This window comes from Halobacillus salinus (genome assembly GCF_004684905.1).
Lineage (GTDB): Bacteria > Bacillota > Bacilli > Bacillales > Halobacillaceae > Halobacillus > Halobacillus salinus.
Map to the genome: position 1 here is coordinate 180,388 of NZ_SRJC01000001.1, position 22,704 is coordinate 203,091.

Annotated in this window: 28 protein-coding genes; 22 read left to right on the forward strand and 6 right to left on the reverse strand. The window is 41.0% G+C overall.

Going from position 1 to position 22,704, the window contains the following annotated elements; translation table 11 throughout:
* The first annotated feature begins 106 nt into the window (after nt 1–106).
* The 4 genes from E4663_RS00995 (at nt 107) to E4663_RS01010 (ending at nt 4,394) form a co-directional block, all read left to right on the forward strand.
* Nucleotides 107–682: a TetR/AcrR family transcriptional regulator gene (locus E4663_RS00995; RefSeq protein WP_135326342.1), complete on the forward strand. Its 576-nt coding sequence runs from the start codon at nt 107–109 to the stop codon at nt 680–682.
* A gap of 137 nt (nt 683–819) precedes the next feature.
* Nucleotides 820–3,036, forward strand: a complete 2,217-nt coding sequence (locus E4663_RS01000) for a YhgE/Pip domain-containing protein (RefSeq protein ID WP_193554831.1) — start codon at nt 820–822, stop codon at nt 3,034–3,036.
* 119 nt (nt 3,037–3,155) lie between these two features.
* Nucleotides 3,156–3,608, forward strand: coding sequence for a hypothetical protein (locus E4663_RS01005; RefSeq protein WP_135326343.1), 453 nt, complete (start codon nt 3,156–3,158; stop codon nt 3,606–3,608).
* 204 nt (nt 3,609–3,812) lie between these two features.
* The gene (locus E4663_RS01010) at nt 3,813–4,394 is read left to right on the forward strand and encodes a copper resistance CopC family protein (protein WP_135326344.1); all 582 of its coding nucleotides are present in this window, start codon (nt 3,813–3,815) and stop codon (nt 4,392–4,394) included.
* A gap of 193 nt (nt 4,395–4,587) precedes the next feature.
* Here the strand turns inward: E4663_RS01010 and E4663_RS01015 are convergent, their stop codons facing one another.
* Complete coding sequence (locus E4663_RS01015; protein WP_135326345.1) at nt 4,588–4,956, reverse strand: hypothetical protein; 369 nt, start codon at nt 4,954–4,956, stop codon at nt 4,588–4,590.
* 22 nt (nt 4,957–4,978) lie between these two features.
* Between E4663_RS01015 and E4663_RS01020 the strand changes: the two genes are divergently transcribed.
* The gene (locus E4663_RS01020; RefSeq protein WP_135326346.1) at nt 4,979–5,461 is read left to right on the forward strand and encodes a hypothetical protein; all 483 of its coding nucleotides are present in this window, start codon (nt 4,979–4,981) and stop codon (nt 5,459–5,461) included.
* Between the two features lie 88 nt (nt 5,462–5,549).
* Here the strand turns inward: E4663_RS01020 and E4663_RS01025 are convergent, their stop codons facing one another.
* The 4 genes from E4663_RS01025 to E4663_RS01040 all read right to left on the reverse strand — a co-directional run bounded on the left by E4663_RS01025 (nt 5,550) and on the right by E4663_RS01040 (nt 7,689).
* Nucleotides 5,550–5,795 carry a hypothetical protein gene (locus tag E4663_RS01025; protein WP_135326347.1) on the reverse strand — a complete coding sequence of 82 codons (246 nt, stop codon included), beginning with the start codon at nt 5,793–5,795 and terminating at the stop codon, nt 5,550–5,552.
* Nucleotides 5,776–6,291: an RNA polymerase sigma factor gene (locus tag E4663_RS01030; protein ID WP_135327539.1), complete on the reverse strand. Its 516-nt coding sequence runs from the start codon at nt 6,289–6,291 to the stop codon at nt 5,776–5,778. The genes E4663_RS01025 and E4663_RS01030 overlap by 20 nt, the downstream gene beginning before the upstream one ends.
* 16 nt (nt 6,292–6,307) lie before the next feature.
* Nucleotides 6,308–6,679 carry a group-specific protein gene (locus E4663_RS01035; RefSeq protein ID WP_139376864.1) on the reverse strand — a complete coding sequence of 124 codons (372 nt, stop codon included), beginning with the start codon at nt 6,677–6,679 and terminating at the stop codon, nt 6,308–6,310.
* Nucleotides 6,680–7,020: 341 nt separating this feature from the next.
* Nucleotides 7,021–7,689 (reverse strand): Type 1 glutamine amidotransferase-like domain-containing protein, encoded by a 669-nt coding sequence (locus E4663_RS01040; protein ID WP_135327541.1) that lies wholly within the window; start codon nt 7,687–7,689, stop codon nt 7,021–7,023.
* A gap of 257 nt (nt 7,690–7,946) precedes the next feature.
* Here E4663_RS01040 and E4663_RS01045 point away from each other — a divergent pair, with 257 nt between their 5' ends.
* The 14 genes from E4663_RS01045 to E4663_RS01110 all read left to right on the forward strand — a co-directional run bounded on the left by E4663_RS01045 (nt 7,947) and on the right by E4663_RS01110 (nt 18,378).
* Entirely contained in the window at nt 7,947–8,174 is a 228-nt protein-coding gene (locus tag E4663_RS01045; RefSeq protein WP_135326348.1) for a hypothetical protein, read from the forward strand.
* A 107-nt stretch (nt 8,175–8,281) separates the two neighbouring features.
* Complete coding sequence (locus E4663_RS01050; protein WP_135326349.1) at nt 8,282–8,743, forward strand: DUF4362 domain-containing protein; 462 nt, start codon at nt 8,282–8,284, stop codon at nt 8,741–8,743.
* Between the two features lie 412 nt (nt 8,744–9,155).
* On the forward strand, nt 9,156–9,653 hold the full coding sequence (locus E4663_RS01055) for a kinase (protein ID WP_135326350.1): 498 nt from the start codon (nt 9,156–9,158) through the stop codon (nt 9,651–9,653).
* Between the two features lie 174 nt (nt 9,654–9,827).
* On the forward strand, nt 9,828–11,033 hold the full coding sequence (locus E4663_RS01060; RefSeq protein ID WP_135326351.1) for an MFS transporter: 1,206 nt from the start codon (nt 9,828–9,830) through the stop codon (nt 11,031–11,033).
* Nucleotides 11,034–11,134: 101 nt separating this feature from the next.
* Complete coding sequence (locus E4663_RS01065) at nt 11,135–11,668, forward strand: GNAT family N-acetyltransferase (RefSeq protein WP_135326352.1); 534 nt, start codon at nt 11,135–11,137, stop codon at nt 11,666–11,668.
* A 143-nt stretch (nt 11,669–11,811) separates the two neighbouring features.
* A complete protein-coding gene (locus E4663_RS01070) occupies nt 11,812–12,255 on the forward strand; it encodes a pyridoxamine 5'-phosphate oxidase family protein (RefSeq protein WP_135326353.1) in 444 nt (147 codons plus the stop codon).
* 86 nt (nt 12,256–12,341) lie between these two features.
* On the forward strand, nt 12,342–12,896 hold the full coding sequence (locus E4663_RS01075; RefSeq protein ID WP_158290385.1) for a putative glycolipid-binding domain-containing protein: 555 nt from the start codon (nt 12,342–12,344) through the stop codon (nt 12,894–12,896).
* 307 nt (nt 12,897–13,203) lie between these two features.
* Entirely contained in the window at nt 13,204–14,619 is a 1,416-nt protein-coding gene (locus tag E4663_RS01080) for a M1 family metallopeptidase (RefSeq protein WP_158290386.1), read from the forward strand.
* A 251-nt stretch (nt 14,620–14,870) separates the two neighbouring features.
* Nucleotides 14,871–15,344, forward strand: a complete 474-nt coding sequence (locus tag E4663_RS01085; RefSeq protein WP_135326356.1) for a DUF4367 domain-containing protein — start codon at nt 14,871–14,873, stop codon at nt 15,342–15,344.
* 67 nt (nt 15,345–15,411) lie between these two features.
* Nucleotides 15,412–16,068, forward strand: a complete 657-nt coding sequence (locus E4663_RS01090; protein ID WP_135326357.1) for a Type 1 glutamine amidotransferase-like domain-containing protein — start codon at nt 15,412–15,414, stop codon at nt 16,066–16,068.
* 42 nt (nt 16,069–16,110) lie between these two features.
* The gene (locus tag E4663_RS01095; RefSeq protein WP_135326358.1) at nt 16,111–16,653 is read left to right on the forward strand and encodes a nucleoside/nucleotide kinase family protein; all 543 of its coding nucleotides are present in this window, start codon (nt 16,111–16,113) and stop codon (nt 16,651–16,653) included.
* A 427-nt stretch (nt 16,654–17,080) separates the two neighbouring features.
* The gene (locus tag E4663_RS01100) at nt 17,081–17,359 is read left to right on the forward strand and encodes an ArsR/SmtB family transcription factor (RefSeq protein WP_135326359.1); all 279 of its coding nucleotides are present in this window, start codon (nt 17,081–17,083) and stop codon (nt 17,357–17,359) included.
* Between the two features lie 58 nt (nt 17,360–17,417).
* Entirely contained in the window at nt 17,418–17,801 is a 384-nt protein-coding gene (locus E4663_RS01105; RefSeq protein ID WP_135326360.1) for a VOC family protein, read from the forward strand.
* A gap of 31 nt (nt 17,802–17,832) precedes the next feature.
* A complete protein-coding gene (locus E4663_RS01110) occupies nt 17,833–18,378 on the forward strand; it encodes a hypothetical protein (RefSeq protein ID WP_135326361.1) in 546 nt (181 codons plus the stop codon).
* Between the two features lie 359 nt (nt 18,379–18,737).
* Here E4663_RS01110 and E4663_RS01115 read toward each other — a convergent pair whose 3' ends face one another.
* Nucleotides 18,738–20,330 carry a bifunctional metallophosphatase/5'-nucleotidase gene (locus E4663_RS01115; protein WP_135326362.1) on the reverse strand — a complete coding sequence of 531 codons (1,593 nt, stop codon included), beginning with the start codon at nt 20,328–20,330 and terminating at the stop codon, nt 18,738–18,740.
* Between the two features lie 325 nt (nt 20,331–20,655).
* On the opposite strand from E4663_RS01115, the gene E4663_RS01120 reads away from it, so the two are divergent.
* From E4663_RS01120 to E4663_RS01125, 3 genes are all read left to right on the forward strand, one after another.
* Nucleotides 20,656–21,111, forward strand: coding sequence for a hypothetical protein (locus E4663_RS01120; protein ID WP_135326363.1), 456 nt, complete (start codon nt 20,656–20,658; stop codon nt 21,109–21,111).
* 616 nt (nt 21,112–21,727) lie between these two features.
* Complete coding sequence (locus tag E4663_RS19645) at nt 21,728–21,883, forward strand: hypothetical protein (protein ID WP_158290387.1); 156 nt, start codon at nt 21,728–21,730, stop codon at nt 21,881–21,883.
* A 389-nt stretch (nt 21,884–22,272) separates the two neighbouring features.
* Nucleotides 22,273–22,704: an SRPBCC domain-containing protein gene (locus E4663_RS01125; RefSeq protein ID WP_135326364.1), complete on the forward strand. Its 432-nt coding sequence runs from the start codon at nt 22,273–22,275 to the stop codon at nt 22,702–22,704.

The window sequence follows — 22,704 nt, forward strand, 5'->3', positions numbered from 1 at the left end:
ATTCTTAGAATAGTTGCTCTTTGTAATTTAATGATTGAAGGAACTCATAATATATACTATCATATAGGAATGAACGTTCATTCCGTATCAAAGGGAGGAATTAAATATGTCGACATCCACAACCAAACGGGACCAGATACTCGACAGTGCGCTGTCGCTATTCGCAGAGCGCGGGTTCGATGCCACGACGATTCCGATGATCGCCAGTGATGCGAATGTCGGAGCGGGTACGATTTATAGATATTTCGAGAACAAGGAAGTGCTGGTCAATACGCTGTTCCAACACTATGTCGATTTGTTCACGAAGACACTAGAAGAAGATTATCCGAAGGACGCAGAGATCCGGGATCAGTTCCATCATCTTTTCCAAGGGATGGTGCGGTTCACGAATGAGCGCGAGCATGCGCTTCATTTCATCAAGACGCATAATGCAGCCTACTTCCTGGATGACACGAGCCGGAGCAGATTCGATCGACTGTTGATGATTCTCGAAGACTTCATCGACGAAGGGAAGAAAAAGGAGCAGATCAGGGACCTGCCATCGAACGCTTTGATTGCGATCATCTTTGGTGGATTTCTGGAGTTGTTCAAACTGATCCGTGCAGGCGAGATCGAAGCGACGGATCAATTGTTAGTAGGAGTCGAAGAAAGTTGCTGGGATGCTGTGCGTCATCATGCGTGATGGGGTTCAGCTTTCTTTTCTAATTGTTTCGGAATGAATATTCATTCCGGACAAGGGGGAAGTCCATTGAATCATAAGAAGGATTTTCCACAACCTAAGAGTCAATCATGAAAAATTCAAATACAGGAGCATCACGTATGAAAAATATATGGAACATATTCGCAAGGGATTGGAAGAGCATTTCGACGAACTGGGTGGCCATGATCTTGATAGGTGGACTGATCGTTCTGCCTTCCTTATACGCCTGGTTCAATATCAAGGCATCGTGGGATCCGTACAGTCAGACGGATCAGCTGCCTGTCGCTGTCGTCAACGAAGACGCTGGGGCGACGGTAAGAGATAAGGATATCGATGTCGGGAACGATTTAGTAGAGAAGTTGAAAGACAATGACAGCTTCGACTGGAAGTTCACCGATCGGGAAACGGCGATGGACAAAGTCGAGTACGGCGATTATTACGCCGCCATCGTCATTCCAGAGGAGTTCTCGGAGAACTTGGGCACTGTGATCAGTGATGAACCGCAGAAGTCCAACGTCGAGTACTATGTGAATGAAAAAATCAACGCCATCGCACCGAAGATTACAGAAAAAGGTGCCAGCGTCCTCGTCGATCAGATTACCAATGAGTTCGTATCCGAAGTGAACGGGACGGTCGCTGAATTGTTCAACGATCTAGGGATCGAACTCGAGAACGATCTGCCAGACATCAAGCGTTTTGAAGAATACGTCTTCAAGCTGGAAGAGAACCTACCGGAAATTCACGACCTGATTACGGGTGCCTATGACGATTCACAAAGTGCGGCATCCATCATCAACGATGTGCAGGGGCTGCTGCCTCGCGCAGAGAAAGTGACCGACCAGGGGCTAGGTACAATCAATGAGACGACGACCTTCTTGAATGATGCAGAGAAGCGATTGAAGGAGATTGCGCCTCAAGTCGAATCGGACTTGAAGAAAGCCCAACAGACTGCAGAAGACGTCAACAGCTTCATTAAAGACGTCCAATCCTTGGACCTTGATTTAGAAGGGGTCACACAGTTGAAAGACGGCATCAATCAACGGACCAACCAGGCATTGGAGCAGTTGAATACGGTAGAGAATTTGTTGAAGCAGGTTCAACAGCAGCAGCAGCAACCGGATGCAGAGAATCCAGAAAATGGGGAGGGAACTCAGAATACACAGCCTAATTCGGAAGCGTCCCAACAAGCCATCAACCAAGCACTGACAAGCGTCAGTACCATACGTGAAAGGCTGCAGACGGTCCAGAATGACGCCGGACAAATCGAGGGACGACTCAATGAAAGTCAGAAGGAAATCGATGATACGCTGAGTACGCTGGAACAGAAATCCGGAGAGACAGCGGATCGGATCGATGCATTCCTGAAAGAGTACAATGAAAACATCGAGCCGAGAGTCCTCGAGGAGATCGATCAGGCGCAGCAGACGTTATCCGAAGCGCGCAGTATTTTGACAGAAGCGCAATCGACCATTCCGCGTATCCAACAGGTCCTCGGGAGTACGGAAGGCAACCTGGCGGAAGGGCAGGATATCCTGGAGTATATGCTGAATGAATATCCTTACGTGAATGAGAAAGTCAATCAGATGGCCGACCGGATCCGCGATATCCAGGGAGAGACGGATATCAATGATATCATTGAGCTGCTGAAGAACGACCCGGAAGCGGAGCAGAGCTTCTTCGAAGAGCCGGTGAACTTGAGTAAGAACACCATGTTCCCGATCGAAAACTACGGAACGGGCATGACACCGTTCTATACGGTACTCTCGCTATGGGTAGGAGCTCTTCTACTGGTTTCCCTTCTATCGACGGAACCCATCCATACGTCTGAGTATCGATCCTACGAACAATATCTCGGCAAACTTGCGACATTCCTGAGTATCGGTGTGCTGCAGACATTGGTCGTAACGCTGGGTAACTTGTTCATCTTGAAAATCGGTATAGCGGAATCCTTGTACTTCGTTCTGTTCGGCATGGGAATCAGCATGGTCTTCATGACAATCGTGTTCACGCTGGTATCCGTGCTCGGAGATGTCGGGAAAGCGGGAGCCATCGTCTTCCTCGTCCTGCAGATTGCAGGCTCAGGTGGAACGTATCCGGTCGCTCTACTACCGGAATTCTTCCAGAACATCCACCCATTCCTGCCGTTCTCGTATGCGGTAGATTTGTTGAGGGAAGCGACCGGAGGAATCGTGGAGGCACGTGTACAAACCGACGTGATCCGTTTAGTCGCATTTGCCGCACTATTCCTTTCCATCGGTGTCTTCTTGAAAGGACCACTGCATGAGAATTCAAGGAAACTGATGAAGAAATCAAGGGAATCTGGTCTATTCCATTAATTTAGAGAGATTGTGAAAGGGAACTTCCGATGAGGAGGTTCCCTTCTTTTTATACGCTTCTCTACATCACCTAGTATAAAAAATGAAAAAAGACACAGTACTAACAAGAGGTGGTGTAAATGGCATTTATTATCATAGTCGGTTTTGTCATTCCATGGATTACAGGCATTTATCTCTATAAACAAGCACCGAAAATCTTTTACACAACAGCGCCTATTACCGCATTGATTGCAGTTGTTCTGAATCAGGCAGGCATTCACATGGGTCTTTGGGAAGTGAATCCTATGCCGAGGATCATTTTATTGGATTCTTTATTTTTGGATTTAGGGGTTTTCACGCTCGCCGGAGCCTGGTTCACCTATATGCTGGTGTACAAAAGCGTGAATACTCTGTTGGTATATATCCTATTCATTGGTGGCATGTCCAGCTTAGAAGGATTGGCTGTGCTAGTAGGAACTGTAGATTATGATGATACATGGAGTTTCTTTTATACCATACTGATGTATGTCGGAGGTTTCTTGTTCATCGGGTGGATTAGCCACCTATTGAAGAAGTTGAAAGTTTTCCCGTAATTCTTCTTTAGCTGCCCGAGAATCCCTCGGCAGCTTTTTTTGTGAAAGCCGGAGGGACAGACTTAGAAGCGATAAGTCTGTCCCTCTTATTTTGTAACAGAGTTTTCACTGTAGAGGTAGGCTGGTATCGCTTATAATAAGAAAAGCAATACTTATTTGTATAACCCAATCTCGTAATATAGTAGAAAACAAGGAGTGTTTCAGATGAAGAAAATGATTACAGCATGGATGCTGGTCCTGACATTACTCGTGCCAATTCATGCTTTTGCCCATACAGGAATGGAGGAGGCCGATCCTTCTGAAGGTTCTGTTGTGACAGAATCGATTTATGAAGTGACGGTCACCTTCACGACGCCTATTTCAGAAGGCAGTACGGTGGCCTTGACGGCAGCGGATGGTACGGAACTTGCGCTGCAAGACGTTGTGATAGATGAAAATACGATGATGGTGAAAACGGTCGAACCTCTCCCGAATGGAACGATCAACGTCGATTGGAAGATTGTCGGGGAGGATGGTCACCCGATTGAGGAGGGCTATTCGTTCGAGGTGGACGCCCCAATCGAGGAAGCACCATCTTCTGATGAAGAAGGACAAGCGGAGGAGTCTGTAGATACGGAAGATGCACCAGAAAGTGAGAGCGAAAGTGCCACAGAGTCGGCATCGGATGAGGCTGTCGATGATTCGAATCAACTGAGGAACTCGCTTCTTATCGCCGGAATTGCCGCACTGATTCTCATTGTCGGAGTGGTCGTATTCTTCGTAAGAAAGCCGAAGCGTAACGAATGATTCCGCTCCTCATGGTGACGGAGGCCCTGCTTTATCTTTGTTTCGCCTTACTGATGGGGCACAGTATTCTATCTCTCGTGCCAGCGGACAAGCGACCGGCATTTCGTGTCCCGAACGGGCTGCTTCTCGCAAGTGCGTTCGGAATCGGGATCTTGAGCTTCGGTCCCGTGCTCAGGATACTGCTTTTCTTTTCTCAAAGTGGAAGCTTTCCGTTTGCGAGCGTCGTCCTCGACTCAAGACCCGGTATCATCTGGCTGATCACCTTTGTCGCCTCGCTCTTATACGTCGTGTTCCTCGCGATGAGCGAGAGAGATTCGTCGAAACGCACAGGGGTCCTGTCGCTGACAGGTGTCGTCATCCTCATTGTGATGACGAGCTTCTCCGGACACGTGGCGACCCTCGCCCCTGTGATCGGCGTCACCGCCCAGTCCGTGCACGTCATCGCCATGGCATCATGGGCCGGGATCTTGTTCATCATGGCGTGGTTCGCCCGCAGTAAATCGAACTGGGGCGCATTTCTCGCCTGGTACACCCCTTTTTCCATCGCCAGCATGATCCTCATCACAGCAGCGGGACTGATCTTGATGCAATACACCGTCCCCGAATATTGGAATTCCTGGCTGCTTCCGTATGGAGAGGCGCTGCTGCTCAAGCATTTACTATATGCCGGAGTACTGACCATCGCCGCAGTCAACGCCTTTCTTTTGAAAAAGGGGATGTCCCCAAGCTGGCTGCGTGCGGAGAGTATCGTCATCGGACTCGTCTTTCTCGTCACAGGGTTCATGGGGCAGTCCTCACCGCCTCTTGATGTCAGCAAGACCGTCCAATCCCAAGGCGTATCACCCTTGTTCTCAGCCCTTTACGAAGGCATCTGGCAACCTGCCATGTCGGTGCAGGTAGAGCTTACGACCTCGTCCCTCTTCTGGCTCGGCATCACCGTCGTGCTAGCCATCTGCCAATTCCTCGTACTGAGAGAGAACAAATCAGCCCTCCTGTATGCGCTGGTCGTCTGTTCGATTGTGCTTTCTTTATTCATGACGATCATGCTTGCGATCGTCCCAGCCTAGAAAAAGTGCCTGACCTCGAATGTGGTCAGGCACTTTTTTGTATTTGGTGAATAAATAATACCTTAGTAGTGTGGAGAGTCGGTCATTTTCACAACATGAGAAGCGCCTGCAAACATGCACCTCCTGCAGAAAGCACGACAGCAATCACTTTAGCAAGCGTCCACATGCGCATAGTGTTTACCAGTGGGTCGAACGGATTCTTCGTCGGGGAAGCCAAATAGTGAACCCACCGGTCTGTGCGGTTGCGTTTCATTCCGAATTCAGGAACGTCCACCTCGTATCGATCCAATCTCGATCTAAGGTATTCATTTTGGTCAAAGGGATTTTTCTTCATCCATCGACACCTCCACTTCTTCTTTCAGCTTTTGAATGGCTTTGTGCAATCGTGATTTCACGGTTCCCAAGGGAATATCTAGTATCGTAGAGATCTCTGTTTGTGGAAGGTCGTGGTAGTAGTATAAGAGAACAACAGCCCGGTGAAGCTCAGGCAGCTTAGCTACAGCCTCCTGAATCGTCATCTTATCCTCTGCTGAAAAAGTCTCAGGCTGATAAGGTGCGAGAAAAGGCAGAAGGGACCGCCACTTCTTGCGACGATTCAACTTATTGATCATAATCCTGTAGGCGATCTGAAAGAGATACGTTTTGACAGTTCCTCGTTCAGCCGAATACTGGAGCTTATGAATCTGAAGTTTTACAAACGTATCTTGAACGACATCGACACTGAAATTCTCATCTCTGGTATAACGGTATAGGAAAGAGTACAACGGCTCTCGGTACAAGGTATAAATGTGCTCCAGCGCTTCTTCTTCTCCATCCTGATACGCCGTCATCCACTGTTCAGCCGTTCTATTCAATGCTCTCTCCGAAGCGGGCGCGGATCGTTTTCAAAGTGTTGGAGAGACGGAAGAACAAGTAAAGGAACGCCACAATCGTCCAAGCCTGAGATTGGTTCGTGAAAAATTGGACGTAAACATTCTCAACCGTTTGTCCGGATGATATCAGTAAGTTCAGCGCCTGCACACAAATGATCGTGTAGATCACTAAGCAAAGGGTCAACGTATCAAATACATTCCACCTCAAGTAAATGTCCGTCTTATGATAATCGATTTTCCCGTTTTTCCTCACGACGTGTTTCCGTTCCAACGGAATCATAATGGCCAAAATCACAATCATCCAAATGCCTACGACAACCAAAGAAACAACCCAACCAGTATCCATGTCATGCACCTCCAGCGGTTCTTTACTAACTATACCAATAACTGACAGTAAAGGTTCACGTGAAAAAGAAAAATCTGGTTGGGCCCTGCAAGACTCGCTTACGAAGGAGAAGTGAAATAATTTGGAGGTAGAAAAGGAGTATAAGAGAAGGGGCGGATGTTGCGTTTTGTGACTGGTGGTAAAGCAACCATTCCAATCAGGTAACCATGCATGTTGTACCGCAACTTGGCCAAGCGTAAAGGACGAAATGCGCAATATTACGCTGAGGCCAAGAAGGGGGGTGTTCAAAAATCATGAATCTAGCAAAGGCAGTCTTATATTTAAGAAAGGAGGGATGATCGTTAAGGAGTGAGAAGCTTCCACTGTCCCTCAGAAACAACTTTAACTTCACCATCCGTTACTTTAATGGCTGTTTCATCATCAATAGCGTACCCTGGAGATGAGAAGTTGGAAGCCCACTTTTCTGCATTGGCCAAGGTATTATCCGGTAACATCTCATTCTCTAGATGAGGAAACATTGCAAAGTCGACTAGCCCTAGAGCCTTGTCTCCCCCAGTGGGCGGACTCCAGCCTACGAATTCCTCCCCGATATTCGGTGCCATCACCATGCTCCCCGCACTCATTCCAACATAGACGGCATCCAATGATGGTAAGAGATCTGCAAACCCAGATTTCTTCATCCAGTGGTATAGAAAGAGAGCATCGCCCCCTGAAACCAATAAGACGTCCGTTCCCTGGACAAGCGGCATCCAGCGTTCTTTGTCGATACTTGGTAATGCCGATAGCTCAAGAACGCCAACCGACTTCCAGCCGAGGTCGACCATCGGGTTTTCGGATTTTCCGCTAATGAACTGCCAGGCCTTTTCTCCCGGACCGACCCAGGGGTGTCCATACATCGCAGTAGGGATGCACAGAGCATTAGACTCGGCAATCGGCTTGTCCAGCATGTCTGTGAGCTCCTTATGGATGGTCGGGTTCGTGACGCCGGCCGATGTTAATAAAAGTTTCAATTTAGATAATTTTGGTGAGTTGGAATCTTCTACATGATTTTGCGTCAAAAGTTTTCCTCCTTAGGTTCTCGCTTAAATCTTTCAGAAAGGTTGTGCATGGTAATTGATTCGTCGTGGAAAAGTATCTTCTATTCATTCTACCATTATCCTCAAAATGAATCGGCGGGGTGTTTAGGTGTTATACCTTTATCTCGAAATTAAGTCTTCGGGATAAGGGCAGGTTTATGTAAGACTCTGTTTCGAGATAATAGCTAGTTTTGAAACGATATCTGTACTCATTCGTATATGAATTAAAATGCTTTTTAGGAGTGGTAGTTATTTTAGACCTTGTGATATTTGGTGTGGTTGCTTTTGGAGGGGGAGTAGTTGCTCTAATTGGTTTTTTGGTCATTATAGGGAGGCGAATTAATGAACCTAATAAAGAATTACAGCAAAAATTTGAGAGTCTTGAAAACGAAGTGAAAAGTCTCAAAGACAAGAATTAACTCACTTTCGAGTCATTCAGTTATAGGGGCAATTCAAAACAATGGTTTGTTCCTTATGAAACAGTGCAGGGTTGTTTAACAAAGATTGTATTTTCGGGGGGCATTAGGTGAAAAGGACTTTAGTTTTTATCGGGATAATATTATTCATTCTTTCAGGTTGCCAATCAAACCAGATAAATCAAGTGAGTGAACCACCTGCTAATACAAAACAAAACAACATCCCTGAATACGTTCAATCACCAGATGACATTGTAGATATGCACGGTGACATTACAAACTTAGATAGTTTTTTCACATTTATTGAAAATGTGAACCAAGGTATGAAAGATAAAATTAGGGTTGTAACGTACACAACAGAAGGAGACCCAATGCTACACGAGCTTGATTATAATGGGGAAGTAATTCAATCAACAACCGATACAAGAAGAGATAAATTTGGCTCTGGTAGTATCAGCACTGCAACTTGCAAATCAATAGATATTAAAGAAAAGGATAGAAGAACTGATTACGATTTAACAGGTTGCGACAAACCGAATAGAGATAATACCATTTTAGTGATTTGGAAGTAAAACCCACTATATGAGTAGTAGTTCTTCTAGTTCAATTATAGGGGGCTTTTCTCCAATATCTTTGTATCATAACAGGAGTGACAAAATAAGATGAATATTTTTCTATTTATAGCTGTACATATATTGATCGGCTTAGCGGTGATTTATTTCAAAGAGAAATTACCAAAACCAATAACTACTTTTTCTATTGTATTTCTAAGTATGAGTTTCTTATATTTCGGGTCAATTTTGTTAGGATAAGCATACTTATCTCAGTACTGAGTTTTAAACTAACGGGGGCTTTACTTTAACAAGGAGCGAAGCCTTTTAATTCTTCAAGTCACTAGCAGTTATGTTCAATTAATCGATTATATAGATTGAAGTATTAAAAGTAAGATCTTTTTAAAAATAGGATAGTAGTTAGGGGAAGTTTATGGAATCTAAACTAATTATCTTACGAGGCAATTCGGGAAGTGGAAAAACTACGACTGCGAAAAGCCTTCAAAATAATTTAGGTCACGGAACGCTTCTGGTTTCTCAGGATGTCGTTCGTCGTGATATGTTGAAGGTTCACGATAGAGATGGAAATCCTTCAATTGATTTAATTCGCCAAATTGCACAATATGGAAAAGGTGAGTGTGAAGTTGTTATTGTGGAAGGAATCTTAAATAAAGGTCGTTATGGTGAAATGTTGAAGGACTTAATCCAGTTCTATAACCAAGAGGCATATATTTATTATTTTGATTTATCCTTTGAAGAAACACTCATACGTCATAATACTCGTGCCCAAAAGATGGAATTTGGAGAAAACGCTTTGCGTGCCTGGTGGAATTCAAACGATTACCTTGGAGTGCAGGGAGAAACACTATTTACTAATGATATGTCGCAAAATGATGTATTGAAACAGATTTTAAATCAATTACAAAAGTAATTCCTCCTTTGGCTTCTTCAACAAACGGGGGCGATTCTAAATTAAAGAATCGTCTCCATTTTTATGTGTTTCGAAGATATATGGATTACTTAATTTAGGGTTATTAGTAACTTATGGTAAGATTGAATTCAGAATAATTAATCTTAAATAGAAGAGATAAGTGGGAATTTAGTGATGTTTAGTAGATTGAAATTCATTATATGTGCATTCTTCTTAGCTGAATTCGGCCGTACAATGTACTTCGTTGTGATAACTTGGCTTTTATACACTATGACGGAAGATCCTTTTTTTACAGGACTATTAGTGAGCATAGGCTTTGTACCTGGTCTAGTGTTCAATCTTTTCTTCGGGGTCGTTGTTGATAGGCTTAACCGAAAAGTTCTTTCTGTTACAGCAACTTTGATTAATACACTTGCCGTAGCTTTTTTGGTAGTAAGCATCATTAGTAGTGCATTAGATCCTTGGACTATATTAATTGTCCATATGATCTTACAACTAATGGGATCCCTCTTTCGCCCATCTATTCAAGCTTTCATTGCAGAGGTTTTCCGTGACGAGGAACTACCTAAAATATATTCCCGTACTGGGTCTGCTGCAATTGTAGGTGGGCTTTTAGGGGCTGCTTTTGGTGGAATAATAACTGGCGTATCGTCAGAAGAGGTAGCTTTATTAATTGTTGCTCTTTGTTTCTCCTTGGCAACATTATTATTGACCCGTTTAAGACATAATCCCGCCAATTCAACCTGTAATACCAATGAAACCACAATAATACACGACCTCATAGAAGGTTTTTCCTATTTGAAGGGGAACAAAATTCTCTTAAGCCTGTTTGGAATTATGCTCGTTGGTCAACTTACCTTCCATACGACAATCGGGTTTCTGTCCGTCTATACCAAAGAGTACTTAAACCAGACAGCAACTGTGTACGGTCTCTTAGACGCCTGTTTATCTATAGGTGGGGTGCTAGCAGGGCTTATGGGGACATGGTGGTGGAATAAAAACGGTAACTATCTCTCAACGCGATCTTTGTTAGTAGTAATACTGGGGTTATTTGTCATGGCATTTTCCTCATTTTTACCTCTCGTGTTTATGGGAGTATTTTTGGTTGGACTAGGAACTACGTGGCTCAGAGTTTTACTACAATCGGTTCAACAAATTCTTACAGAGAAACAGTACCACGGGAGAATGGCTAGCTATAGGATGTTATGCAATCAGGGTTCTGTCGTGGTAAGTGGACCAATTTTTGGTTGGATTGCTTCAGCTAATAAAGCTAATACTGTTTTCTTAGCATTAACATTCCCTGTGATAATAGCTGCTATTTATTCAATTATTCAAGCAAAGCAACCTAAATTTAAGGAAGTAACTCAAAAGTCTGCATAAATACTTATAATAGCCTGTATCTTTTGCGGACTTCTTGTTGTGTTGTGGACACTATCCATAATGTAAGTTAATGAATGTTTGAGAAAAGAGTTGATTTATTTATGTTGTTGGAGTTAGAGACTAAAAGGTTAATATTGAAGCCATTTAACAAAGAAGATTCAATGAGGATAACAGAATTGGCAAACGACAAAGAACTAGCTACAATTCTTGGACTACCCTATCCATATAGACTAGAACATGCTCAAGAATGGATTGCAATCCAACCCGAACAGATTCAAAAAGGGGAAGAATATCCGTTAACAATTGTTAGTAAGAGAGAAGGTATTATTGTAGGGACCATCACTTTAAGGATTGATAAGAGTAATGATAAGGGAGAGCTAGGATATTGGGTTGGTAGAGAATATTGGGGTAGTGGTATAGCGACAGAGGCAATACAAAGAATGATCGAATTTGGATTCTCACAACTGGAATTAAATAAAATTTGGGCTGCGGTTCTATCTGAAAATAAAGCGTCGGGTGCTGTTCTAAAAAAGGTAGGCTTACAAAAAGAGGGCCATTTTAAGCAAGACAGGTTTGCCCAGGGTGAATATAAAGATTTGGATTTATTTGGTTTATTGAAATGTGAACATGGTTAACTGTTGCGCATCTCGTGGCTTTTCTGCATTTGAATACTGTCGTTAGGTCAAGATGAGAATCGATTGTATTTATCGTTAAATAAATAGTAGTCTTTTGAAATAATTGTTGTGGAATTTTATATTTATTGAAAGGAATGATTGGAATGGAAATTATCACAGGTAATAAAGGCTTTGATCTAGATGAATTTATGCAAAAACCATTATTTGCTCACCTTTCCACATTATCAAAGGAAGGACCTAGAGAGTCACCGGTTTGGTTTCATTGGGAAGAAGAACATATTTATATCATTGGAACGCCTTCTTCAGACAGTTTTCCGGGGAGAATTGAAGAAAATCCAGCGTGTGCTATTGGTATTGTAGATCTAGATAATACAACCGGAAAAGTATTGCACGCTGGATTCAGAGGTCATGCTACAGTTGAGCCGTTTGATAAAAAAATTGCATCTCGATTACTTGAGCGTTATCTGGGACCAGATGAAAAGAGTTGGGATGCAAGGTTCCAAGGTTTAGGTAATAGCAATATCCTTATAAAATTTGTACCAGAAACAGTAGTGGTGAGAGATCAATCTTTTATACCGAGCATATAAGCCTTTAACTGACTTCATCGACAATTTATCTTGAATTCGAGTTTCCTGTTATAGGGGGCAATTGTTAAATAGTTAGGAGTGATTTATTGAATAAGAAAGTCTTCTGGGAACGTAAAGAGCATACGGGGGCTGAATTCTTAAGTATTACCCAAAATGATTCAAACATAATAGCAGAAGGAGTAGTCCTTTTTACAACCGAAGTAGATGCGTATAAATTTGCATATAAGGTTGTTACAGACAGTAGGTGGTTTACTAAGAGTATTGAAATAATTAATTTAGAGCTTAATGAAAAATTTTGCTTGCATTCAAATCTTAAAGGGAAGTGGTATGTAAATAACAATGAATTAAGTGATATGGATGGAATGATTGATATAGACATATCTGTGACCCCATTTTCAAACACGCTTCCAATTAACCGTTTTAAATGGGAGCAAGGGCAAGAAAGAAACTTTAATATGCTATACATTGATGTCCCATCTTTAGAGCTTATGAAGTTAGAACAAATATACAAGTTTAAAGGAAGTACAGAGGACGGATCTAGAAAATTTCAATACAAGTGTAGAAATTATGAAACTGTGGTCACTGTGGATCAGGATGGATTAATCATTGAATATCCTGAGGCATTTATTCGGAGATATTGAGGATTATCTTTATTTCAAGTCTTTTGGAATAGGGGGCAATTCTGCAATAGAGGGATTGCCCTCTTTTTAAGACAGTGATTGTGGAAGACTCAGGTAGAGATAATATAAAAATATCTGCATTAATAGTTACGGTCACTTGAATAATCAAGTGACTTTTTTTGATCAATGATCCCCTGAAAGAAAGTGGAAGATAATTAGAAGATTTGTTGATAAATCAGTATCTTTGGAGATTATATAGTAGGTGAAGATAGGCATTGATAAACTTAAAATTAATACCATGTTGACCGCTATTTTGAGGGGGAGTAATTTGAGGTACTTTATTTTCTTGTTTTTTATTTTTGCTGTGGTTACTGGACTAACTGGATGTGTATCGAGTGATGTGAAACCATATGAGGAAGTCAAAACTTTAGAAGGATTTAAACCTGTAGGAATTCCACCTGGCACTGAAAGTTCATATGATATCAATCTGAAAATGGATGATAAAGAGCAGTTCACTGTGGATGCATCTATTGAAATTAAGAATAAATCTAAGAATGCGTGGAAAGAAATTCCCTTTTACTTTATTCCGAATATGTTCACAGCACAAAACTCCCCATTGCTTGAGAAACCTGCTGAGATAGAAATCGACAAGGTCTCTCTAAATAACAATGAAGTAACCTATTCCTTAAAAAAAGATAAGTTAACTATTCCTTTAGATCAAGAGGTAAACCCGAACGATTCAGTAAATGTTAGCTTTTTATATCATTTTACTCTTCCTGAGGAAGGGTTAAGGTTTACAAGAGAAGGAGAAAACTTCTATTTAGCTCAATGGTATCCGATGGTTCCAACTTATAGAGAAGGATGGAACATGGAAGAGTATCGTTTTAAAGGGGAGACCTATCATACGACTTATAGTGATTTTAGAATAAAGTATAACGTTCCCGCTAAATACACCGTGGCAACCACAAGTGACAAAGATGAAACTTCCAGTAAGAATGAGCTTAAAATCGACCAAGTGAAAGAGGTTTTTGTAGCTATACTTAAAAACCCTTACATCGCTGAAAGACAAGTAGGCGATTTGAAAATTAGAGTATTTGGGATGCAAGATAAATCGCAGCTCAATGAAGAGGTCGCTGATTTTGCAGTAGAAGCTTTTGATTACTTCCAAGACCGAATTGGTCCTTATCCGTATAAGGAATTTGATATTGTATTAGATGGTATGGGTATGGAGTACCCTGGAATCGTTACAGCATGGTCCATTTATAACACTGGAGGACCAGTGAGGCCGGATTCGGTTAAAAGGATGGTGGCCCATGAAATCGCTCACCAATGGTTTTATGGAATGATAAATAATGACCCTTACCACGATGCATGGCTTGACGAAGGCATTACTGAATTCGCTATAAAGTTGTTTTATACAGACTTTAAAGATCAAGACTTTACTTTCGAACAAACTGTAAAAGATCATGAGCAGCTCACATTACCTGTGAATCTATCTTTGGACCAAATTCCAGTTAAGGATCGTAGCTACTATACTTATCAAAAACCTCGCGAAATGCTAGGGAAGTTATTTGTTGAAAACGGTGGTAAGAAGGAAGCAGAGCACTTTTTACACAAATATTATCAGCTATATAAGTATAAAGAGGTAAATAGTGAAGAATTTGTTAGGTTCTTAAAAGAATATGTATCTATAAAGGATGAATCGGGTTTAAGGGAATGGCTCCAGTTAGAAAAAGAGGATTAAAGAAAGCCAAGAGAAAACTGTCTAATTAACTTAATTTAGAATATTTAAGAAAAGGGGGTGATTATTCGATATAAGAATAATCGCCCCCTTTTAATTGAGGAGAGCATCACACTTGAAGATCTAGTTTCGATAATAGATTTTTGAAACCTGAATTTGTCTGAATCGTAAGTGATATATAAGACGTTTGGATTGTACATAGTAGGTCACCTTCGTTTATGCAATTCATAATACTTTATTAGAAGGGGAGATATATGAAGAAATTAATACTAATGATACCTTTACTTATGATAATAGTGGGGTGCAGTTCGGCAAGTGGCTTACACAAATTTAACAATGATGAACTGAGTAATAAAACGGAAGGTTTGGCTTTTAACCCTCAACTTCCAACAGAACTCCCATTTGAAGTAGAACAAGCTGAATTTAGTCATCCTCCTAAGGTACAGCAGCCATATAAAACTTTAACCTTTGATTTCTATGGAGAAGATAAGGAGCATCTTACTGTTTTAGCTGTAAATGGAGGCAAAGTTTCTTCTACTTCTCAAGAAGAATATCAAGAGGTACTGGTAAGCGATAAATCTGGAAAATATTTTGTTGATGGTTCAGGAAATAAAACGTTGAGGTGGGAAGAAGGAGGTATTCATTATATATTAGAATATTTTGCTGAACAGTCGGACACTAAAGTTGCAAAAGATGAATTAATTGAGGTAGCAGAGTCTTTTAAATAGAATCAATGATAGTGTTCCAATAACGCTGGGAATATATGATATTTATATTTCTCTAAGGGAGATACGTATGAAAACTCATTATTATTTAGGTTGGTTTGAAAACTTTTTTCCTGAGAATCTAAGAAAGGTTTTAGAGGAAGATATCACTGATAGAAAGTCAATTGTTATGATTAGCTCGAATCCGTCTCTTGAAGAAGATAATGGTGCCACTGAACGGTCCTGGCTTGATCAGGCAGGTATTAAGTTTGATGAATATCATTTAATTAATTACCGGGTTCAAAAGGAAGATGCTCAAACGTTAATTCACAATGCTTCCGTTATTTTCTTGCTGGGTGGAGATATTCTCAAACAAAATGCTTTTTTGATGGAATATGAATTGTCGGATTGTATTAAAGAAAGCAGAGCAGTTGTCGTTGGGGCAAGTGCTGGTGCAATTAACATGTCTGCTAAATGGGTATGCTCAGAAATCTTAGGAGATCAAGTTGTAGGAAGCTCTGTTTACGATGGAATCGGCCTTGACAAGTTTTCTGTCTTATCTCATTTTGATCTTGAAAATAACATGGGGCTAGTGCTTAGAGAACTCTCTCCCTTGTCAGAAGAAATAAATATTTATGCGTCGAACAAAGATTGCGCTGTTCGTAAAAAGGGCGACAAAATTGACATTGTTGGGGATGTATATTTAATTTCTCAGTCGGAAATTCAAAAATTGGATGCGACGATCTAGTTTAGGTGAATGGTATAACAAACGAAAATATTGGAGGAGTATATGACAAGAAAGTCAACAATGGTAATTGCTATTGCTTCGGTTTCAGGCGGAGGAAAAACGACAATTGCTTCTTGCTTAAAAGGGAAGTTACCAAATAGTAAAACGATCTATTTTGACGATTATGATATTGATGGTCCTAAAGACATAATTAAATGGATTGATAACGGCTGTAATCCTGATGATTGGGATTTATCACCACTTATTAGAGATATAAAACAGCTATTTGCTGAATCTCGGGATTACATAATATTAGATTTTCCATTCGCATATTTACATAGTAATACAAGTAATTTTATTGATTTTGCGGTGTTTATTGATACTCCATTGGATATTGCATTAGCACGTAGAATAAATAGAGATTTCAAAAGTGGATCTGCTCAAGATATAATACTGGATTTAGATAACTACGTAGCTAAAGGGAGGCGTGGTTATCTAAATATGTTAGATACAACTAAACCAAATTCTGACCTAATTGTAGACGGAACACTACCTACATTTGAGGTTGCTGATATCATCACTCGAGAGGTAGTTAACATAGGATGAGATGTATTTAGGAGGTTAATTATCAATAGTATTGTTGCGGGACAGTTGGTATCGCTCTTTTTATTTGTAGTTATTCCGCTTTTGTTTCTGATTGTCATATCAATATTGGTAAACGTAAAAAAACGAACAGAGAAAATAGAAACCAAACTAAATAAAATACTTCAAAATAAAGAATGAAAGTAGTGGGGAATGACTGGTAGACAGTTCTTATTAAATAGCACCAAAGAGTATGGTGGATGCATTTACAGAAAAATATCCAAGATCAAGTTTTCAGCAAAAAGGGACAATTCTTCGATAAAAGAATTGTCCCTTTTTATCTTTAAGGCAGACTTAACTTCGAGGTATAAGTTTGCCAGAGCATTTTCAACAAACAACAAAAAAGTTACCTTTATTGACATGCAACCAAATGGTTGTATATAGTTAAGATATGAATCAGGATAAAGACGCTATATTCAAAGCATTAAGTGACTCGACTCGGCGGCTGATACTAGATGAGCTATCTGAACGAAACGAGCTCACACTGTATGAACTTACTGCACGCCTCATTATGAAGCACAATCTATCCATTTCTCGACAAGCGATTGCGAAGCACCTTTCATTATTGGAAGCAGCTGGACTCGTAGAAACGGAACGAAAGGGGAAGTATAAAGTACTTATATTCAACAGCGAACCACTGAAAAACCTGTTGAATAGATGGATAGAATAGTGAGATGTGACTTAATAAAGAACACATCAACCTTAACTAGAAAATGGAGGAGAATATGATGAAGATTATCGTGAATAGTATATTTGTTGAAGATCAAGAGAAAGCACTGGAATTTTATACGAATACTTTGAAGTTTGTTAAAAAGCATGACGTTCCGGTAGGGGAGCATAGATGGTTAACACTTGTATCTCCCGATGAACAAGATGGTACGGAGCTCTTACTAGAACCAAATGAACACCCTGCTGCCAAAGAGTTTCAACAAAAGATATTTGCAGATGGGATACCTGCGACAATGTTTGGTGTTACAGACATTCATAAAGAATACGAACGATTGTTGGAAAGCGGCGTGAAGTTTACAATGGAACCCACAGAAATGGGCGACATTACAATGGCTGTCTTCGATGATACATGTGGCAACCTAATTCAAATAGCCCAGCAATAAATATTTTTGTTTAAGATTGGGTGGTGGAAAAGTGGATGATCAAGTGAAATTGGCATTTGAAAAATCCAAAACAGGTGATAAAGATGAGCGTTACGAAGCCTATCAATACATTCTGAGTGAGACGGAGCAAAGGGTGGAATGGGCTTATGAAGTCTGGGATCAATTAATAGAAGACCTAACTGATAAAGATAACCACCAGCGCTCTCGTGCAGCACAATATTTAGCCAATCTAGCTATAAGTGATCCAGAGATGAGAATCATGAATGACTTTCCAAAGCTATGGGAGGTAACAAAAGATAAAAAGTTTGTTACAGCGAGGCATAGCCTGCAATCTATATGGAAAGTGGCGATTGCTGGTAAACCGCAAAAGGAAATGGTCATGGAATACATGGTTCAACGGTTTGAAAATGGGACAGATGAAAAGAATTTCACTCTCATTCGTAATGACATCATTCAAAATATGAAGAATATTTATGACTTCGATAATGATGAAGCAGTAAAACAAACCGCAATGGAATTGATAGATACTGTGGAAGATAAAAAGTATCAAAAGAAATATATGGCTATATGGAAGTGATTTTATCTAGGGCTATTGTTCAATAGAGCAGTAGCCCTTTTTAACGTAAGCGCGAGGAAGAAGTATTAGAGGAAGGCTTAACCTATCGAGGAGCACATTTTCCCAAAATAAAAAGACGTCCTATGAAGGACGTCTTTGCGTATTGCGGCGAGAGACAGCACTCCACATTAGTGCCTTGCCATAAAGGCGCGTCAATCTCGTCTTATGCAATTCAGCTCATCGCTAGAACAGTATAGCATAATGCAACTATTATATCTATTAGAAATTTTTCCTTAAGACGGAGTTAGAGCTATCAACACCAAATTCCAGCAAGAAATAAGCCAATGCCTCCTAAAAAGGAGCATTGGCTATTAAATAAATTACTTCACTTCAATTCTGTCTAATGCAGGCGCTTCAATAGCCTCATCCTGGCTTTGAAGATAATCAATCATAGCATCCAAAGCAAGTGGACCTGTCTCCTGGTTGGTCCCTTCCTTAAAGACAGTGAAGCCGTCCCCACCAGTCGCAATGAAGTTATTGACGGTTACCGTATAGGACTGCTCTGGGTCAACCGGATTTCCTTGACTATCCGTCATAGAGATTACTTTTTCCCCGACGGGAGCGTTACGATCCCATGTGTACGCAAGGCCTGAAATCTGCAGGATCTTAGGATAGCTGCCTGACCATTGTTGTTCAAGGACAGCCTTGATTTGATCTCCTGTCAGCGTCATTTCAACGAGGTTATTCCCGAATGGAAGCATGGTGTATAGCTCTCCCCAGGTAATCGGTCCTTCATCTAAGTTTGCCCGGATCCCTCCTGGGTTCATAAAGGCGAAGTCCGTACCCATGGCTGCTCGTTGTGAGTCAGCTACCAGGTTTCCGAGTGCTGATTCGCCGCTTTCCTCTTGTTCCGTCGTAATTGGCTCAGCTGACTCAGCGATGACTTCTTCCACCAAGTCTTCTATTTCCTTCTTATAGCTATCTACCTTATTTTTCACAGCTTGATCTGGTTCAATCCCATCATGGAATGTCGTTATGATAGAAGCCTCTTTCTCCACGATATCCTTCGTTTTCGGATCAATCATAAGATCCACTTCAGAGAAAGCTGTTCCATAAGAATAGGACTGGACGATCAATTTTCCATCAACGACCGTGTTCGCATACTCGTGATTATGACCTCCAAAAATGACATCGACTTCATCGTCGATTTCAGGAGCAAGCTCAGCGACTTCGTTGGAAGCGTTCGAACCATCCCGATCAGAGGAGGCCGGGACGTGAGCGAGTACGACGATGGACTCTACGCCCTTATCTTTCAACTGGCTGACAGCATCATTGATCGCTGTCTTTTCATCTGTAAACTCGACTCCTTCAATGCCACTAGGAAGAACAATGTTCTCTGTCTCGGTTGTGACTACTCCGACGAAACCGATCGGCATGCCATTCACTTTCTTGATTACATAAGGAGGAAGGATCGGTTCACCTGTTTCCTCGTCCTTCACATTGGCAACGGTGTAAGGGAAGGATGCCCCTTCGAAATCACCCGTGACCTCGTGTTCTCCCCCATTAATCAAGCGTTTCATCTCCGCAACGCCTTCATCGAATTCATGATTACCGACCGTTCCGACATCAAAGCCGATGTCATTCAATATCTCTATTGTCGGTTCATCTTGTAATAGAGAAGAGACGGGTGGACTTGCTCCAACCGCATCTCCTGCATGAACGAGAAGCGTATTTTTGTTTTGTGCTTCATATTTCTTAAGATAAGCAGCTAAGTATTCAGCTCCTCCAGCCTTTCTGTCTCCAATCGTCCGATAGACATCCAGTTGACCGTGGAAATCATTAATACCTAGAAGCTGAGCGGGTATGTAGCGGTTCTTATACTGAGAATGATCGGGCGGCGCAGCAGCTACAGTGGAAGTGAAGAGGGTCATCATCAAAAACAATACAGGAACAATTCTCTTTAATAAAAACATTTGGAACCTCCTAATAATTTTCTGCATAAAACGAGATGTTTCCCTAAAGCTGGACACTTTCCCCCTTTGAAAATCAGTATTATACATTAATTGTAATGGAACTCTATCATTCAGAGAATGCCATTTACTATATTGAGAGAAAAATAATTCCATTTACTTAAAGCGAATAGTCCTTTAGATTCCATTAAAGCGAAGCGAAAGGTACTTTATTACTAAAGCGCATTCATATGTGCCCCGCTGAACGAAAGGTAACTTGTATATTCTTGGAACGTTTCAGGGGAGTTGTTCGTATAGGTGAATAGATGCTGTAAATGGAGGGAGTAGTGTGATCTTTAAATATGCACCGATTGACCGGTGGAGAAAGCATGTGACGCGTTCGCTCCTCGAAGTGGTGAGTCAGATCATTGTCATCAGTCTCTTGTTGTATATCAATCAAGAGGTCGGCGCAGTGCTCGTGTATGCCGCGATTTTCACCATAGGAATTTCAATTTTCCGCGTTATGTATTACATGAACATGCCTCAAAGGGATTATGTACGGATGTATGAGAGATATATGATGATTCATAGAGGAATCATGGATCCACGTAAGAAAGTTGCGTATGAGGATATAGCTAAGTTGTCAAAAGTGGAAGGTGTTTTTTCCATAAGTATAAAAGGCGATGATAATGAGGAAATTTATCCTGATCGGCTGACGGAAGCAGACTTCAACCTATTAAGAAACGAGCTGGAGTCAAAAACCGGGTTGAGGATTATTGAAAGGGAAGAAGAAACAGTCGTCTGAAAGCACTCTCCATGCAAGCAACCTCTCTGATTTAGTTGGCTATTATAAATAGGTTTTATGTTCCAAAATTACCGAAACAACATCATTGCAATAACCCCAAGTCAATAAGACCACCAAACCTAGCATTTCAAAAGAAGATGGATAAAGCCAATGTTTATAAACGACAACTAACTGGTGCTAAAAAAGTAAAATGAATCTTAAAACTGATTTTTACGTAAACTGAAGCAATTCCAAAATAAAGGGGTTTGAGTTTTCAAATTTAGTGTGCTTATCTATAAAGAACCTTCTAAAAATTAAATAGGGATTGTGTTTCTGGATTTATAAAAATTTATTTACAATTAATACTTTTTAAGAGGGTTGGGACTTTTTTTGTAGAATTCTAGAATATGAAAATGTTTCTAGGCGTGAATTAATTCAATTTACTATTTAAATAGTGATTTAATTTAAAGAACATGAGTGCCTAGTGAAATCTTTCTTGGTCTCGGGGGAAATGAGTGATATAGAAATACCTTAGGTACTTTATGGAACTGATGCGTATTCAATCTCCAGTTGAATTATTGGGCATTAAAGAATAATACAGTTATATGAAAGACTCGATGTGTTCGGGAGGTGTATTATGCAAAAGGCACTCACGGTTCATTACCAATCCGATAAAAAGAACAACTTAAGTGAGTTAAATCAACTTCTTCAAGAGGGATGGAAGGTTGTATCTCAGAGTCCAGTTGGGTTGGTGCCAATGGTATCTTCCCTCGTTATTTTGGAGAAAGATTAGAGAGCAAATCTTCAGAACTCGTTGAAGAAAAGGGAGAAAGTTCAAATGACCGCCTTTTCAGAAGGCGGTTTTCTTTTGGAGTAAAAAAAACAATATTAAAGTTTAACATTACCTTTTTATGAATAACGAGGTTATAGAGGACTTAGTTTCGAGATCAAAGCTAGTTTTAGAAACCTGTCCATGATGAGAGTTTAGTTTCCGCCCCATACTTTATTAAAGTGTGGGGCTACTTATTTACTAAAACACGTCGTGCCTGTATGAAGAGGCAGGCACAACGTGTGTGGAGTAAAGATATCTCATACTCCCGTTTATGTGCAATATATTGGTTGCACATAAATGGGGGTTATGTGCTATACTTTGGTTGCACTTATGAAGAAGGAGGCGTAGTAATGGCTAGTGATCAAATTACGAGGGAAATTTTTATTAACGCACCTATCCAAAAGGTATGGGAGTTAATTAGCCAACCGGCATGGTGGGTGGGGGATAAACCTGGTCCGGATAAGGTTCAGGTAGATGGATCGCGCGTGGTGGCGGACACAAAGTATGGGAAGTTCCCTGTGTTGATTGAACAATCAGAACCACCAAACTACCTTGCATGTCGGTGGGCAAGTTCATTTCCTGGTGAGGAGCCTAAAAGGGGAAATTCTACGTTGGTCGAGTTCAAGTTAACTTCAAAAGTTGAGGGAACTGTACTTAGAGTAGTTGAGAGTGGCTTTTCAAATCTTGCAGCAACCGAAGAAGAGAAAAGAAAGTACTTTAAAGGAAATGTCCAAGGCTGGGAAATGCAAATGGAAGTACTGCGGAAGCGTGCTGATTACTAA